Source organism: Bacillus sp. N1(2025), assembly GCF_053470005.1.
Window position 1 is genome coordinate 41821 of sequence record NZ_JBLTJB010000004.1, and the last position, 16069, is coordinate 57889.

Sequence of the window (16069 nt, forward strand, 5' to 3'; positions counted from 1 at the left end):
CTGATCACTCCCTTCCGGAAACCCCCGATTCAATCGTTACCGCTTTGGCCGCCGTATCCATAACCGCGCGGACTCCGATCGGAACGGCGAAGCTCGGTGAACAATGGCCGATTTTAAAGCCTTTAAGCGCGGGCTTCCCTGATTTGACAATGTAATCATTCAGCACTTGCTCTAAGGTAAGGGACTTTTCTTTGTTTTTCGGTTCGCATTGGTGAAAGTCACAGACCAGGATTCCGGCTGCATCTGACAGTTTTCCTGCCATCTTTAATTGATTCAGCATTTTGTCGATTTGATACGGCTCCTCATCAATATCCTCGATAAACAGCAATTTGTCTTTCGTATCGATTTCAAACGGCGTGCCGAGCGTGGACGTAATGAGCGACAGATTGCCGCCCGCAAGCTCTCCCTCGGCCCTTCCGCCTGTCAGCACCTCTAAGGGAGAAATGTCCTCCGTATAGGTGAATTCCGTTTCTGCAAAAAGCTGATGATACGACGCTTTTGTCAGGGGATCAGCGTCTTCAAGCCCGACATCCGTGCTCAGCATCGGGCCGTGAAATGTGACGAGCCCCGTATTTTGATGAATGGCGGTATGTAAAAACGTAATATCGCTGTATCCCCAGAAAATTTTCGGATTGCGGCGGATTAAGCCGAAATCGATGTCGGCGGCAATGCGGCCCGTGCCGAATCCTCCGCACGCGCATATCACCGCTTTGACATTCTGATCACTAAACATGTCATGGAGATCATCGAGACGCGCCCGGTCCTCTCCCGCCAAATAGCCGTGACGAGTCTTCAGCGCCCGGCCGAGTTTCACTTGAAGGCCAAGCTCATTCTCTAAAAAACGCAGCGCGGTTTGCAGCGTCCCGCTCTCAGGCGGGCTTGCGGGCGCAATCACACCGACCGTGTCGCCTTTTTGCAGTGCTTTCGGTTTATGGTTCATGACTTTTTCAATCTCCTTTCCGGATTGAAAAGTGAAACACGCCGCTCCTTTAATGGATAAAGAGCGGCATATGTTTCCGCTGTAAGATCAGGACTTTTCCGCCCATTTCAGATCAATGTAACCGACGGGGTGCCGGACAATGCCCTTCACGCCGCTGTTCTGCAGATGCACCTGATTGTAAAAGTAAATCGGAATGATCGGAGCCTCATTCATGAGCAGCTTTTCCGCTTTATGCATGAGCGCAAAACGTTTTTTGGCATCGGCCTCCTGTTTTGCCTGCTTGATGCAGCCGTCGTATGCCGCGCTTCCCCAGCCGGTGCGGTTCATGGAATTATCCGTTTGGAAAGCCTCAAGAAAACTGATCGGATCTGCGTAATCCGGTAAAAATGAGCTTTGAGAGAACTGGAACTTCAGTCCTTTCTGCTCTTCTAAAAAGACGTTCCATTCCATATTGGCGAGCTTAACGTCTATACCGAGCACACTTTTGAGCTTCTGCTGAACCGCTTCCGCTATTTTCTTATGCTCCGGTTTTGTGCTGTATGTCAATGTAACGGCGGGCAGCTTGTCATAATGCTCTTCCGCCATGCCTTTTTCCAGCAGTTTTTTGGCTTCTGATTCATCCGGATTTAATAAACTGCCGCCCGCTTCGCGGAAATCTTTCCCGTCAGGCTGAGTAAATCCCGGGGATACAAAGGCATGTGCCGGCTTTTCACTGTTTTTGGTCACATAATCCGTGATTTCTTTCTGATCAATCGCTGCGGCGAACGCTTTTCTGATCTTCTCATTTTGAAACGGCTCCATTTTTACGTTAAAACGATAGAAATAGAGTCCGGCCTGATCCCACGTGCGGACATTTTTTCCTCCCATCAGCTGCTCGCTCAGCTCTGCCGGCACAAAGGCGGTATCCAAATCCCCCGACTGGAACATCTGATAGTCGGTATTCCGGTCACTGACCATCGCCCAGGTGACTTTATCCAGTTTCACCGTCTTTTTATCCCAATACGTCTCGTTTTTGACCATCGTCATGCTGTCGTCATGCTTCCATTCCGTCAGTTTGAACGGCCCGTTGCCGACAAAGGTTTTTGCTTCAGTGAACCATTTCGGATCAGCCTTGGCGACCTTCTCATTAATCGGGAAATACGCCGGATTGGACACGACGCTCAGAAAATAATCCTGCGGTGCCGCCAATGTGACGACAAGCTTTTTTTTATCTTTTGCCGTGATTTTCACGTCTTCTTTTTTGCCTTTTCCGCTGTTAAATTCTTCCCCGCCTTTGATCATATAGCCGAGAAATGCGGAAGATGCGCCCGTTTTCGGATCGAGCATCCGTTTCCAGGCGTACACGAAGTCTTCCGCCGTAACGGGATCGCCATTTGTCCATTCGGCGTTATCACGGATATTGAAGGTATATGTCAGCTTATCAGCGGACACCTTCCAGCTTTCCGCCATGGCCGGTTCGGGTTTATTATCTTTTCCGAGCCTCGTCAATCCTTCCATGATGTTATTCAGCGGCTGCCAGGAAACATTATTAAATCCGATCGGCGGATCAAGTGAGGTCGGCTCATTTTCGTTATTGAGCCGCAGCACCGTTTCACCCCCCTGTTCTTTTGCTTTGCCGGGTTCTGTCCCCGCCTGTTCATTGGCTGTACAGCCCATCAGAGCAAACGAAACAACAGCAATCACACCGATCGCCCATCTCTTTTTCATTTCAATCCCCCTTTTTCCTCTGCTGCCGTCAGCTGCTGCTTCAGCCGCTCTGCACGGTGATCCTGAAGCCAGCAATTAACGATATGGCTTTTGGATTTCACGGTTGTTGCCGGGTATACCTTTTCACAGACGATCATCCTGTCCGGGCAGCGGGCGGCAAACGGGCAGCCCGGCGGCGGATCGAATAAATCAGGCGGCGTCCCGTCAATCGGCGACAGCTCACTATCCTCCATATCCAGCCGCGGCACTGAACGAAGCAGCCCCTTTGTGTATGGATGAGCCGGACGGTAAAAAATATCATGCCTCGTGCCGATTTCGGCGATTTTCCCCGCATACATGACGGCGACTCTGTCGGCGGTCTGAGCGACGACGCCGAGATCGTGCGTGATCAGAATAATAGACACGCCTGTTTTTCTTTGAATCTTCTTAAATAATTCAAGGATTTGTGCTTGAATCGTCACATCAAGAGCCGTTGTCGGTTCATCGGCGATCATAATTTCCGGCTCGCAGATCAGAGCCATCGCGATCACGATCCGCTGCCGCATGCCCCCGCTTAATTGGTGGGGGTACTGCTTCAGGCGGGATTTCGAGTCCGGGATACCGACCAGATCCAGCATGGCGAGAACTTCGGATTCAGCTTTTTTTCTTGTCATGGCGCGGTGTTCCAACAGCGCTTCTGAGAGCTGATCCCCTATGGTCAAAGTCGGATTGAGCGCCGTCATCGGGTCCTGAAAGATCATAGAAATATCGCGCCCCCGAATTCCCCGCATTTCCCGATCCGACATTTGGCAAAGGTCTTTCTGTTTAAATTGTATGCTTCCGGATTCAATCTTTGCCGAATGTTTCGGAAGAAGGCCCATCACGGCTTGTGACGTCACGCTTTTTCCGCAGCCCGATTCACCGACGATCGCAAACGTTTCACCTTTATATAAATCGAAGCTGACGCCTCTGACGGCTTTTACAGTGCCTCCGTATGTTGAAAAAGTAACATGCAGATTTTGAACGGAAAGAACTTGCTGCGCCATTTTTCCTACCTCCTCAGTTTCGGGTCTAACGCGTCCTGCAAGCCGTCTCCAAGTACGTTAAACGCGTACATCGTTAAGGAAATGAAAAAAGCGGGAAAAAACAGCCGCCACCAATGGCCTGATAAAATCGCCGGCAGCCCGTCGTTTGCCATGACGCCCCAGCTTGCAAACGGCGCCTGAATGCCGAGTCCGAGAAAACTTAAAAATGATTCCGCAAAAATCGCCGCCGGCACCGTAAGCGTCATTTGGACAATAATGGCTCCCATCGTATTCGGCAGCAGATTTTTCTTGATGATCCGAAATGTTTTCGCTCCAAACGTTTTCGAAGCCAATACGTGTTCATCATGCTTCATCCTCAGCACCTGCCCTCTGACAATCCGCGCCATGCCGACCCATCCCGTCACGGTCAGAGCGACGATAATGGAACTGAGCCCCGGCCCCATCAGCACCATTAACAAAATGACAACGAGCAGGTACGGCAATCCGTAGAGAACCTCGATGATTCTCATCATGGCGCTGTCTGTCCGGCCCCCTTTGTATCCGGCGACGCCTCCGTAGATAACGCCGATCAAAAAGTCGATCAGCGCCGCCATCACACCGACAAATAAAGAGATCCTCGCTCCGTACCACGTTCTTGTAAACACGTCCCGGCCAAGTTCATCGGTTCCGAACCAGTGTGAAAAAGACGGCGGAAGATTCTGCTCGGCGAGCGTCTGCCTTGTCACGCTGTGCGGTGATATCAGCGGACCGAACACAGCCGATAGAAACAGGCAGCATAAAATCACAAGCCCGGCCATCGCCAATTTGTTCTTTTTAAGCCGCCGCCACGCATCCTGAGTGTAAGACAGGCTCGGACGCTTGACCGACTCGGTTTCACCCTTTCTTTCCGCGCCCGGCTGAAACCAGTCATCAGGCACTTCTGTGTGTTTTACCGTTTCTTGCGGGAGATTCATCAGGATCACCCTTTCTTATGAAGTTTTATGCGCGGGTCTAACAGGCCGTATGCCAAATCAACCAGAAACAGCAGGACGATCAGAATCACACTGTAAAATACAGTCGTTCCCATGATGACCGGGTAATCACGCTGATTGATGCTTTCTACGAAATATTTGCCCATTCCCGGTATGGCAAAAATTTTCTCGATGACGAAACTGCCCGTTAAAATACTTGCGGCAAGCGTCCCGAGTACTGTCACAACAGGCATAAGAGCGTTTTTTAATGCGTGTTTGATCACAATTTTGACGGGAGAAAGCCCCTTTGCTTTTGCCGTGCGGATGTAATCCTGAGTCAGCACTTCGGCCATGCTTGATCTTGTCAGCCTCGCGATAATGGCCATGGGACCGACGGCAAGCGCAACAGTCGGCAGGACCATGTGAACGGGACTCGTCCAGGTAGCTGCCGGAAACCATTTCAGATGAACCGCAAATTGCTGAATCAGCAGCGTAGCCATAATAAAATTCGGAATAGAAATCCCGAGCACCGCAAGGCTCATGGCCGCATAATCGAGAAAGCCGCCGCGCCTGAGAGCGGCCATTATGCCGAGCGCGAGCCCGGAAATAACAGCGATGATGATCGCCGTTATCCCAAGCTCAAATGAGACCGGAAACCCGCGTTCAAGCATGGCGTTTACACTGTCTGACGGTTTTTTAATTGAAGGACCGAAATCAAAGGTAAGAATGGATTTTAGATAGATGGCGTATTGAGTGATAAGAGGTTCGTTCAGATGGTAGTAGGATTCGAGATTTCGCTGGACCGCTTCGTTTGTGCCCCGCTCTTCGTTAAAAGGCGAGCCGGGTATCACTTTCATCATGACAAATGTCAGAGTGGTGATGACGAGGACGGTCATAATCATGGCGATAAAACGTTTGATAAAATACCGCAGCAATGCCGTTCACCCCTTTAACAGAATGTTGTTCTCATGGCGAGTTCTGTCATGACGAGCATGGCCTGATAGGCTTCCGGCATGTCTTTTGCCTGAAATTGAACGATTGTCGTTCCCGGGATGATTTCTGTGCCCGGCATTAAATGGGCCCATTCAGCCTGTCCGTAGTTGGCAAATTCAATGCCTAATACAGGTCTTTCAGGCGGAGTCAGCGGTTTGACCTTATCTTTATTTTTGAGCGCATAGGCTGTTTTTTCCGTCAGGAGCCGTCCGGCTTTTTGAGGGGACAGGCATTTGACCGCGGTTCTTGAAATGGTTTGTTTGACGGCGGCAGTCGTCACATTCGGGATCAGCTCCTCCGCTTCTTTTGCGGCGCAATCATCTCCGGCAGCCATGATGACCGGGACATCGTAAAATCCGGCGAGATAGGCATTTAACCCCAGTTCACCGACCGGCTTATCATTTATGTAAAAGTGGCGGACGCCGAATATCATGCTGTGCGACATGACGCCCGGCATCGACGCTCTCGCATGATAGCCGATAAACATCACACCTGAATACGATTCATCAAGCCCCTGCATCATGGAAAACGGCTTGACATCCCCCGTAATCAGCTCTGCCTCAGGGTGAAGTTTTTCCGCGAGCAGATTATTCATCTTTGAGTGGCTGTCATTCACGGTCACTTCCGTGCATCCGTTATTAAACGCTTCTGCGATGCACCAGTTTGCTTCTTCGGTCATCAGAACTCTGCCGCGCTCATAATTGTGCATGCGAGAATTGACAAATGTTTCATCAGGCAGTCCGGAAATCCCTTCCATATCCACAGATAGATACAGTTTCATGTAATGCCTCCTTTTTTACTTAAAATTTCGATATTAAATTATGAATATTCTAACAAATTATATTAAAAAAGGATGAAACATGCAATATACCATTCTGCTATTATGGGAAAAAACAAACCCTTTTCACCGGGAAAAGGGTTTGCTGATAGAAAAAGTTACATACCGTTTTTGCTTATATGATGACGCTGAAACTGTCTGACCGCACTTCTGTATTCACGATCGGGAATGACCTGATGCCTGATCGGTTCAGGAGCCTGCGGCGAAGGCTCTTCAGCCGCCTGCTTACGGACGGCATGCGGTTTATGCGCCAGCTTATGTCCCATGCCGGTCGCATTCATGACAAATGATAAACACACTAAAAGCAAGCTTAAGATGAAAGCAATAAGAAACAAATCGCTGTATGTTCCCATCAGCAGGTCATGCGGCGATTGTGTGCCGCGCGCGCCCCGAAGCATGCCGGAAACATCTCTTTTCGTAAAATACCCTATTAAAACAGGTGCGCCCATATAAATGAACAGCCTTAAAAACTGAACTGCCGTCATGCGTTTCACCAGTTCCGGAAGCGGTCCGCCCAACGCGGCTCCCATCAGTCCGGCTGCCACAATAAGCCCTGTCCCGGCCGCCAGCATCACGAAAAGCCCCGCAAATAGAATAAGCGGTATATGATGATCTGTCGTTATCCATTGGAAATTCACGAACACCAGTATAACAGAGCCTGTTATGCCGAGCATGCCCGGACCGACTTTATCATATGCTAATGCACTGATGACAGCGGCGATGGCCACGCCTCCCAAAAGGCTCGCATATAGGAATATCAGTTGAGTTTGTGACATATGATATGCGGTCTGAAGCTCCCCGTGAAATGCAGAAAGACTGACCGCTATGGAAATACTGCCCGCAGCGATCATGAAAACACCCAGAATCGGCTTTGGAATCAGCATAAGTTTAATCGAAATCAGCGCATGTTCGTTTCTGTACTGCATGATCAGCAAGATCAGAAGAATGACGATGCTTCCTCCAAATCCCGCCAATGTCTGCCATGATGAAAAGCCCCATTTCGGCAGATGAATAAATGTATAGGCGGTCAGCACGGCTGATACACCCGCTAACAGAAAACCGATGCCGTCAAATGGAGATTTTTCAGCATTTTTATGAGCGTCATCCCGCAGCCACATATAACTGAAAATGAGGCCGAAAAAAGACAGCAGGCCAAAAATGCCGAACAGCCAATGCCAATGGCCGGCGCTTGCCGCCGCCGTGCCTAAAACGGTCCCCATAATGACGGACCCGTAAAATCCGCCGATTAACACAAATAATGCGTAATTCCGGCGCTCAATCGGAAACGAAAGCACCAGCATCGGGATCATAATCATCAGCATAGTGCCCGCCGCAGCTCCCTGTAAAAAACGGCCCGCGGCGAGCGGATAAATATCATTTGTCACAGCAGCAAGGAGCGCTCCGATGACACCCGCGGCCATCGAAATCATATAGACAGGCCGGGAGCCGAATCTTTTTCTTAAATACGGCCCCGCCGGCACGAATAAGGCAAATGCCATATTACCGATAATAATCGGATGAAAAGAGTCAAAGTTTTCCCCGCCGACCGTCTGCCGGACAAGGCTTTGGACAGCCGAAAGTGCGGTATTCGACATCAGCCCCGGCCCGACCGCCAATACAGCGAGCAGAGAAATAATCCAATGATGTTTTTCTTTCATTTGACAACTCCTTTCTGACTATTTAACAAAGTGAAAAAGCTAACAGATTTCCCCCATTAGCTTGACAGAATTTTTCATATCTTTTCATGTGAAGGATTGAACATAATATCTCATTTATTATTTCAAATCCGATGGAAATTGTCAATATAAAGCGCCTCCGTCCGATTACGCCTTTTTCACAATTTCCCACAATCTTTTCATTATTATCCCACACTTTTTGTTTAAGATGGAGTCAGTAATAATAGGCAAATCATGCTATGATGAAAATAGAGAAACGGAGTGAACATGATGGATAACTATCGTGATGAAAATCGGACAGACCAAAAAGAACAGGAAGTCCTTTTAGTAAAAGAAAACCCGCAGCCGGCCAGATATTCCGCGCCGGACGAGGACAAGAAAAAAAGAAGCTTCGGCTGGTTCAGACCGCTTCTCGGCGGAGTGATCGGCGGAGGGCTCGCCCTCGGCATCTATACATTTACGCCGCTTGGAGACCATCAGACTCAAGATACTTCCAATACGGCTCCCGCTCAGGAAACGTCATCGGTAACCGCCAAGCAGACATCTTCTGATTCCGGCAGCAGCAAATCGGCAAACAGCTCATCGGCAAATTCAAGCAGCATTTCGAATATGGTGGAAGACATTTCACCGGCGATCGTCGGGATCACCAATCTGCAAAAGCAGCAAAGCAGTTCCGATTTATTCGGATTCGGATCAAGCTCAGATTCAAACTCAAATTCATCGGGTGAAGATGCGGAAACGGGATCGGGTTCAGGCGTTATTTTTAAGAAAGCAAACGGCAAAGCGTATATCATTACGAATAACCACGTGGTCGAAGGCGCCTCTTCCCTTAAAGTGTCATTATATGACGGCACCGATGTAACAGCTAAACTCGTCGGCAGCGACTCTCTGACAGACTTGGCCGTTTTAGAAATCAGTGATAAACACGTGACAAAAACGGCAAGCTTCGGCAGCTCATCCGCTCTCAGAACGGGTGAATCCGTCATCGCCATCGGTGATCCGCTCGGAAAAGACCTTTCCCGCACCGTCACACAGGGCATCGTGAGCGGCTTAAACAGAACCGTCTCGATCTCTACGTCAGCCGGTGAGTCAAGCATCAACGTCATCCAAACCGATGCCGCCATCAATCCCGGAAACAGCGGCGGACCGCTCTTGAATACAGACGGCAAAATCATCGGCATCAACAGCATGAAAATCAGCGAAAGTGATGTAGAAGGCATCGGCTTTGCTATCCCGAGCAACGATGTAAAACCGATCGCCGAAGAGCTTCTCACGAAAGGACAGGTGGAGCGCCCTTATATCGGCGTGAGCATGATCGACTTGGAACAAGTGCCGCAAAACTATCAGGAAGGCACACTCGGGCTTTTCGGCAAACAGCTGAATAAAGGCGTTTATATTCGCGAAGTGGCGCAGGGCTCACCTGCAGCCAAAGCCGGATTAAAAGCAGAAGACATCATTATCAGCTTAAAAGGGAAAGAAACCGACACGGGCAGCGAACTTCGCAATATTCTCTACAAGAATACGAAAGTCGGCAGCACCGTTGACGTGAAGATTATCAGAAACGGCAAGGAAATGACGAAAAAAATGAAACTGACTCAAAAAGAAGAAACATCTTCTTAACAAAAATCCAAGGCAGCCGCCTTGGATTTTTTATATACGGATGAAACTTTAGGCCTGGATCAGCCGTATGACTTAGTGTACAAAGGAGGATACACACACATGAAACAAACCGGACTTTTGCTGGTCGTTACCGGTCTGATCTTGCTGCAGCTGAGCATTCAGCTTCCTCAGCAAAACGCTGCTTGGGGAATGACGCTTGGTGCAAGCATTTTACTGAACCTTTCGGGAACCGGACTGATCATGCGCTCTCTGCACACGCAGACCGGCCGCAGATGAATAAAAAAAGCCGCGGGACATTCTGTCATCCCGCGGCTTTTATTTCACATAAAAGCACCCTGTCCGCTGGCCGGACAGGGTGCTTCGGTTAAGACATGTGCTGGTCCCGATAAATCTTTTCGTTTTTAATGCCGTACGCTTTTTGCACGATATAGAGCGGACGGTCTTTTGCTTCGTCATAAATCCTTCCGATATATTCGCCGATCATTCCGAGCATTAATAGAACGATGCCGCTGAATAACAGCTGTATCACAATCAGAGAGGACCAGCCCGTAATGGTGCTGTTCGTAAACAGCTTCATGTATAAAACAATAAACATATAGAGAAAACCCGCTCCGGACATGACCATTCCCGCATAACTTGCCGCCTTGAGCGGTTTATGAGAGAACGTTGTGATCCCGTCCATGGAAAGCTTCAGCATTTTTTTAAGCGGGTATTTCGTTTCCCCCGCAAGCCGCTCATCTCGTTCATATTCTACAGCAGTCTGCTTAAAGCCAACCCAGCTGACGAGCCCTCTGACAAAAGGATTTTTTTCTTTTAATTTTTTCATCTCATCACAGACTTTTCTGTCCAGCAGGCGGAAATCTCCGGTGTCGAGCGGAATATCAATATCAGTCACGTTCCGCAGCAGCCGGTAAAACATAGAGGCCGTCTGTTTCTTGAAAAAGGTTTCTCCCTTTCGTTTCGTTCTGACGGCGTACACCACATCGTAGCCTTCTTTCCACTGCTCAATCATATCAAGGATTAATTCAGGAGGGTCCTGCAAATCGGCGTCAATGACGACGATTGCATTCCCCTCTGCATAATCCATACCCGCTGTGATCGCGATCTGATGTCCGAAGTTTCTGGAAAAATCAATAATTTTCACTCTCGGATCAATCAGACTTTGCTCTCTTAAAATCTCAATACTGCGGTCTTTGCTTCCATCATTGACAAAGATCAATTCATAATGCTCTTTTGTTTGATCCATCACTTCTTTCAGACGCTGATAGGTTGTCTGAATGACGAGTTCCTCGTTATAAACCGGGACGACTATTGAATATTGAATATGTCTGCTCATGTTTTTTCCTCCTATTCATCAGATTGAAGTTCGTATAGTGAAGCTGATTGATTCATTCCGCCCGGCCCGCCGCTCATTCGGCTGTTTTTACCTGAGGCCTTGCTGCTTTTTTTATCAGCTGCATCACTATTTTTCGTTTTCTGATCTGTGTTTGATTGCCATTTATCTGAAGATACTTTCTTTCCGTTTTTCTCAACCCACTGCACAATATCGTTATTTCCGCCTTTGCCCATTCCGGATGCTAAGAAGTATTTTACTTTCCCTTCTTTTACGAGCTTTTTAAATTGGGCCAGCGTAATGGCCGGGTCAGACCCGCTGTATCCGCCGATCGCCATGACCGCTTTTTTCGTTTTAATAATGTAAGGCGCCGCAGTGTTGGAATCGGTTGTTGCAAATAGATAGTCCGCTCCGGCGTTGTGCTTCTCTAAATAGTTGATCAGTTTTGTATTGACAGATGCGTTATCCATTCCCATGCCTTTTCCGCTTGTTGAAGCGAGCTGAGGGCCTGTTTCAGGCAATGAGCTGTTGCCTCCGTACAGAAGCGGTGTGCTCGCCCAATAAATCGGCATGACCATCAAGACGAGAAGGGCTGCAAGTGAAACATAATAACTGAGCGGTTTTTGGCGCTGTTTGAATACGAACAGAGCGATTGCTGCCACTGCGCCGATAACGCCTATTCCGATGCTCCAGCCTGCGCCGATTTGATCATTGTAGTTTCTGAGGATAAACAGCTCAAATCCGGTTGTCACAAGAATAGCGGCCGGCAATAGCCAAGTTTTCCATCCCGCCTGCTTGCGGTACAGATGAACGAGGGCGACCCATCCCGCACCGACAAGTGCCGCGATCGGAGGCGCCAGCATAATGAGATAATAATGGTGGAAAAATTCTGCGACACTGAAGAATCCGGCAATCGGCACAAGCCACGCTGCCCAAAAGATCGTTTCCTTCTGTTCTGCTGATAATCGTCTTCTTTCTCTCGCCCCGGCGATCAATAAACCGGCCATTCCAAAAATCGCAAACGGCAGGAGCCAGCTGATCTGATCAGATAATTCCGTTTGGAAAAGGCGCAGCGGACCAGGGGTTCCCGTACCGAACATTCCTGAACCTGATTGCATTTTCGAGCCGGTGCCTGTACCGCTTTTTCCTCCGCCGCCGGGACCGCCTCCGCCGCCATCTCCGCCGCTTGGAGGGCCTCCTTGACCGCCGCTTGGCATTTCGCCGCCGCTTGGCATTTTCCCGTTAGATGGAGGTGCCGTCATACTGCCGTTTTGTGATTTGTCTCCGCTTGCTGAACTGCTGCTTGAAGACTGGCCAGGCGGTTTTTGCATTTGTGAAGAACCGCCGGAAGAAGACATCTCTTTCGATGCGTTTCCGTCCGGCCCGCCCTGGCCGCCGCCGGAACTTTGCCCTGTCAGCCGCTGAATCCCGTTATATCCGAAGGCCAATTCCAATACGGAGTTTGTCTGGCTGCTTCCGACATATGGCCTTTTGCTGGCAGGAATATTGTCAACAATGAGCGGCCATGACAATGAAACGGCTGCTAAAACGGCTAACGCGCTTACCAATGAAATGATTTTTTTCTTAATCGTGGTGTTTGCCGCAATCATATAGAACAGCAAGAAGGCCGGCAAAATCATATAAGCCTGAAGCATTTTTGTGTTAAAGCCTGCTCCGACGACAAAAAATGCCGCCAAAAGCCAGATCAGTCTGCCTTTTCTGATTGCTTTAAAGAGAAGCCATGTGGCGAACAAGAGGAAAAAGACCAGTAAAGCATCGACATTGTTCGTCCGCGCGACCGCTACTGCGATCGGTGTACACGCCATGACAAATGAGGCGATGCGCGCCGCCGTTTTTCCGAACGTCGGCTTTATTAATAAGTACATGAATAGAACTGAACCTACACCCGCCAATGCCTGAGGCAGGATGACGCTCCACCCGTGCATACCGAATATCAGCGCGCTGATCGTTTGAATCTGGTATGTCACAGGCGGTTTATCTACCGTGATAAACCCGGCTGCGTCAAATGAAGCGTAAAAGAAATTATGAAAGCTTTGAAGCATACTCGTTACCGCTGCGGTGTAATAAGGATTCACCGTATCGTCATTCCAGATGTTGTACATATTCAAGAATGCGGAAGCGAGTAAAATGAGAATTAAGACTGCGTCTATCTCGCGTTTTTTCATTTTCACCTGTGTTTTCACTCCTTTTGTTTAACTTTGAACAAGTGTAACAACCAAATGTGAAAAATTTATTAATAAACAAAGACAATTATTTTGCCGTTTACAAATAGGTAAAAAGAATGACAAAACGGGTAAAAAAGCAAAAAAAAGATGCCCCCGTCAAGCCGGGAGGCATCTGTCATGATTTCTGATTTACTGAATCGGTTTCAGCCGTGCTTCTATTTCAGAACGGCGGTGTTCGAGATAAGGCGGGAGCGCAACCGTTTTGCCCAGCTCTTCAGGTTTTTCATCAACCATAAATCCCGGACCGTCCGTTGACAATTCAAACAGAATTCCGTTCGGCTCCCGGAAGTACAGCGCTTTGAAATAATAACGCTCTACAATGCCTGAGTTGCTGAAACCTTCTTTCGTAATGATGCGGTGCCATAAAGCAAGCTCCTCTTCATTCTGGACGCGGAAGGCCACATGGTGCACGCTGCCTTTTCCAGGACGCTCGCGCGGAAGATCGTTTCTTTCAATGAGATGGACTTCTGTACGCGCGCCTCCGTTTCCGGATTCGAGCACCGTAACCGTGCCCCGGTCTTCATGCGTTTCTTTCCCGATTTCAGTGAAGCCCAGCACATCGGTTAACACACGCAGCGTCGGTTCTGCATACGGGACGGTCAATTCAACGGGACCAAGACCGCGGAAAGAATATTCTTCCGGTATGCCGCTTTGCTTCACCGCTTCACCGATGTCTTTTCCTTTTTCGTCAGCTGTCAGCACAAGCCGCTGTCCTTCATGATCCTGAAAAGCGAGTGTGTCCCTGCCCGCTATTTTCACGATCTCACTGTGAGAGACCTGATGCTCTTCAAATCGTTTTTTCCAATATTGGAGCGCTTGTGCATCCGGGACACGCAGGCCGATTGAAGAAATACTGTTTGTTCCCGCATGAAACGGCGCAATCCGCGGAATCTCGAAAAACGTCAATTCAGATCCCGGATTGGCTGTTTCATCACCGTAAAACAAATGATACATCGTCGGTTCATCTTGGTTTACGGACTTTTTCACAAGCTTCAGTCCCAGGATGTTCCGATAGAAATCTAAATTTTTCTGCGCATCAGCCGTCAATGCTGATACATGGTGTATTCCATTAACTTTCATTATGTTATCCTCCAGTCAATTATCTCGATTTCGAGATATTTTATATATACAATTTATGTTATCCGGATCGTAAAGTCAACCCATCTGCTTCACAGACGGTCTGCAGAATACCGCTCCCTAAATAACGAACTTTTGATATAAAAAAACCATTAATGTTCGCTTTTAAAACGGTATTTTTTCCTTCTCAAAAGCAGAAACCTTTATCTTTTAGGGAAAACAACAAAATCAGAAAATTTATTTTATTCGTGTTTCAGCAATTAGGGTTTACAATATGGAAAATAGTTTTTTCATCATGACGATTTTACATCTGGAGGGAAAGGATATGCAGATTGAAGAGAACGGACTTAAAAAAGAGATCGGCCTTACCATCGCCCTCTCACTTGTTATCGGCACCATCATCGGTTCCGGCGTATTTATGAAACCAGGCGCCGTGCTTGCCTACTCCGGTGATGCGAAAACCGCGCTTATCGCGTGGCTGTTAGGAGGTATTTTGACGCTTGCCGGCGGCTTGACCGTTGCGGAAATCGGCACTCAGATTCCGAAAACGGGCGGACTTTATACATATCTCGAAGAAGTGTACGGCGAATTTTGGGGCTTTTTGTGCGGATGGGTTCAAATTATCATTTACGGCCCCGCCATTATCGGAGCAATCGGCTTGTATTTCGGCTCTTTGATGGCGCACTTGTTCAATTGGGATTCCGGCTGGTCTAAATTGATCGGGATTTCAGCCGTTTTGTTTTTAAGCATCATTAATATTATCGGAACGAAATATGGCGGCATCGTCCAGGGAATTACGACTGTCGGCAAATTGATTCCGATTATCTGCATGATCGTGTTCGGCCTTTGGAAAGGCGATCAGCATATTTTTACAGCCGTTACAAGCAGCATGTCGGACATGAATTTCGGCGCTGCCATACTGGCCACCTTGTTTGCTTATGACGGCTGGATTCTGCTTGCGGCACTCGGCGGCGAGATGAAAAATCCGGAAAAGCTGCTCCCGAGAGCGATGACGGGCGGACTGCTGGTCGTCACCGCCATTTATCTTTTCATTAACTTTGCGCTGCTGCACATTCTTCCTGCGACCGACATCGTCAAACTCGGTGAAAATGCGACCGGCACCGCTGCCGGAATGCTGTTTGGCGACATCGGAGGAAAATTGATCAGCGTCGGAATCATCGTCAGCATCTTCGGCTGTTTAAACGGAAAGATTCTCGCTTTTCCGCGTGTCTCGTTTGCGATGGCGGAACGGAAACAGCTGCCGTTTGCCGGACAGATTTCGCGGGTGCATCCGACGTTCCGCACCCCGTGGATTGCCGTATCATTTCAGATCGCGCTGGCCATTATTTTTATGATCGCCAGCAATCCCGATAAGCTGTCTGAAATCTCTATTTTCATGATTTATATTTTTTACGTCATGGCCTTTTTCGCCGTGTTTATCCTCAGAAAAAAAAGCGGCGGAAAACCGCGCGCCTACAGCGTGCCTTTGTATCCGATCATTCCTGTTTTGGCCATCGCGGGTTCACTGTTTGTGCTGATCAGCACGGTCATTACAGATACACTGAGCTGCGCGCTGTCCCTCTTGATCGGCCTCGCCGGGCTGCCGCTTTATTTTTGGCTGAAAAACGGCAGAAAAAACTGATAAAAACGGTTCCTTTTACGGG

Annotated in this window: 13 protein-coding genes; 3 read left to right on the plus strand and 10 right to left on the minus strand. The window is 48.6% G+C overall.

The window, feature by feature from the left end; genetic code table 11:
* Positions 1–4: 4 nt before the first annotated feature.
* From ACNFN4_RS10440 to ACNFN4_RS10470, 7 genes are all read right to left on the minus strand, one after another.
* Entirely contained in the window at positions 5–940 is a 936-nt protein-coding gene (locus tag ACNFN4_RS10440) for a S66 peptidase family protein (RefSeq protein ID WP_022553463.1), read from the minus strand.
* 87 nt (positions 941–1027) lie between these two features.
* Positions 1028–2647 (minus strand): peptide ABC transporter substrate-binding protein, encoded by a 1620-nt coding sequence (locus ACNFN4_RS10445; protein WP_115940860.1) that lies wholly within the window; start codon positions 2645–2647, stop codon positions 1028–1030.
* Positions 2644–3672 (minus strand): ABC transporter ATP-binding protein, encoded by a 1029-nt coding sequence (locus ACNFN4_RS10450; RefSeq protein WP_448200152.1) that lies wholly within the window; start codon positions 3670–3672, stop codon positions 2644–2646. Before ACNFN4_RS10450 ends, ACNFN4_RS10445 begins: the two co-directional genes overlap by 4 nt.
* Positions 3673–3677: 5 nt before the next feature.
* Positions 3678–4625, minus strand: a complete 948-nt coding sequence (locus ACNFN4_RS10455) for an ABC transporter permease (RefSeq protein WP_017417615.1) — start codon at positions 4623–4625, stop codon at positions 3678–3680.
* A gap of 5 nt (positions 4626–4630) precedes the next feature.
* Positions 4631–5557: an ABC transporter permease gene (locus ACNFN4_RS10460; RefSeq protein ID WP_007610853.1), complete on the minus strand. Its 927-nt coding sequence runs from the start codon at positions 5555–5557 to the stop codon at positions 4631–4633.
* Between the two features lie 14 nt (positions 5558–5571).
* The gene (locus ACNFN4_RS10465; RefSeq protein ID WP_007407248.1) at positions 5572–6396 is read right to left on the minus strand and encodes a M55 family metallopeptidase; all 825 of its coding nucleotides are present in this window, start codon (positions 6394–6396) and stop codon (positions 5572–5574) included.
* Between the two features lie 155 nt (positions 6397–6551).
* Positions 6552–8111, minus strand: a complete 1560-nt coding sequence (locus tag ACNFN4_RS10470; protein WP_022553466.1) for an MFS transporter — start codon at positions 8109–8111, stop codon at positions 6552–6554.
* 288 nt (positions 8112–8399) lie between these two features.
* Here ACNFN4_RS10470 and htrA point away from each other — a divergent pair, with 288 nt between their 5' ends.
* Positions 8400–9749 carry a serine protease HtrA gene (gene htrA / locus ACNFN4_RS10475; RefSeq protein WP_152908836.1) on the plus strand — a complete coding sequence of 450 codons (1350 nt, stop codon included), beginning with the start codon at positions 8400–8402 and terminating at the stop codon, positions 9747–9749.
* A 99-nt stretch (positions 9750–9848) separates the two neighbouring features.
* Entirely contained in the window at positions 9849–10025 is a 177-nt protein-coding gene (locus ACNFN4_RS10480; protein ID WP_014417532.1) for a hypothetical protein, read from the plus strand.
* An 88-nt stretch (positions 10026–10113) separates the two neighbouring features.
* Here the strand turns inward: ACNFN4_RS10480 and ACNFN4_RS10485 are convergent, their stop codons facing one another.
* The 3 genes from ACNFN4_RS10485 to ACNFN4_RS10495 form a co-directional block, all read right to left on the minus strand.
* Positions 10114–11085: a glycosyltransferase family 2 protein gene (locus tag ACNFN4_RS10485; protein ID WP_182072622.1), complete on the minus strand. Its 972-nt coding sequence runs from the start codon at positions 11083–11085 to the stop codon at positions 10114–10116.
* 11 nt (positions 11086–11096) lie between these two features.
* The gene (locus tag ACNFN4_RS10490) at positions 11097–13274 is read right to left on the minus strand and encodes an ArnT family glycosyltransferase (RefSeq protein WP_182072620.1); all 2178 of its coding nucleotides are present in this window, start codon (positions 13272–13274) and stop codon (positions 11097–11099) included.
* A 183-nt stretch (positions 13275–13457) separates the two neighbouring features.
* The gene (locus ACNFN4_RS10495) at positions 13458–14408 is read right to left on the minus strand and encodes a ring-cleaving dioxygenase (RefSeq protein ID WP_007610844.1); all 951 of its coding nucleotides are present in this window, start codon (positions 14406–14408) and stop codon (positions 13458–13460) included.
* A gap of 322 nt (positions 14409–14730) precedes the next feature.
* Here ACNFN4_RS10495 and ACNFN4_RS10500 point away from each other — a divergent pair, with 322 nt between their 5' ends.
* Positions 14731–16047, plus strand: a complete 1317-nt coding sequence (locus tag ACNFN4_RS10500; protein ID WP_061862107.1) for an APC family permease — start codon at positions 14731–14733, stop codon at positions 16045–16047.
* Positions 16048–16069: the final 22 nt, after the last annotated feature.

What these genes read in the sequence shown, in the direction of transcription:
- ACNFN4_RS10440 (WP_022553463.1), bottom strand. Translation starts at nt 940, where the DNA reads ATGAACCATAAACCGAAAGCACTGCAAAAAGGCGACACGGTCGGTGTG.
- ACNFN4_RS10445 (WP_115940860.1), bottom strand. Translation starts at nt 2,647, where the DNA reads ATGAAAAAGAGATGGGCGATCGGTGTGATTGCTGTTGTTTCGTTTGCT.
- ACNFN4_RS10450 (WP_448200152.1), bottom strand. Translation starts at nt 3,672, where the DNA reads ATGGCGCAGCAAGTTCTTTCCGTTCAAAATCTGCATGTTACTTTTTCA.
- ACNFN4_RS10455 (WP_017417615.1), bottom strand. Translation starts at nt 4,625, where the DNA reads ATGAATCTCCCGCAAGAAACGGTAAAACACACAGAAGTGCCTGATGAC.
- ACNFN4_RS10465 (WP_007407248.1), bottom strand. Translation starts at nt 6,396, where the DNA reads ATGAAACTGTATCTATCTGTGGATATGGAAGGGATTTCCGGACTGCCT.
- ACNFN4_RS10470 (WP_022553466.1), bottom strand. Translation starts at nt 8,111, where the DNA reads ATGAAAGAAAAACATCATTGGATTATTTCTCTGCTCGCTGTATTGGCG.
- htrA (WP_152908836.1), top strand. Translation starts at nt 8,400, where the DNA reads ATGGATAACTATCGTGATGAAAATCGGACAGACCAAAAAGAACAGGAA.
- ACNFN4_RS10480 (WP_014417532.1), top strand. Translation starts at nt 9,849, where the DNA reads ATGAAACAAACCGGACTTTTGCTGGTCGTTACCGGTCTGATCTTGCTG.
- ACNFN4_RS10485 (WP_182072622.1), bottom strand. Translation starts at nt 11,085, where the DNA reads ATGAGCAGACATATTCAATATTCAATAGTCGTCCCGGTTTATAACGAG.
- ACNFN4_RS10495 (WP_007610844.1), bottom strand. Translation starts at nt 14,408, where the DNA reads ATGAAAGTTAATGGAATACACCATGTATCAGCATTGACGGCTGATGCG.
- ACNFN4_RS10500 (WP_061862107.1), top strand. Translation starts at nt 14,731, where the DNA reads ATGCAGATTGAAGAGAACGGACTTAAAAAAGAGATCGGCCTTACCATC.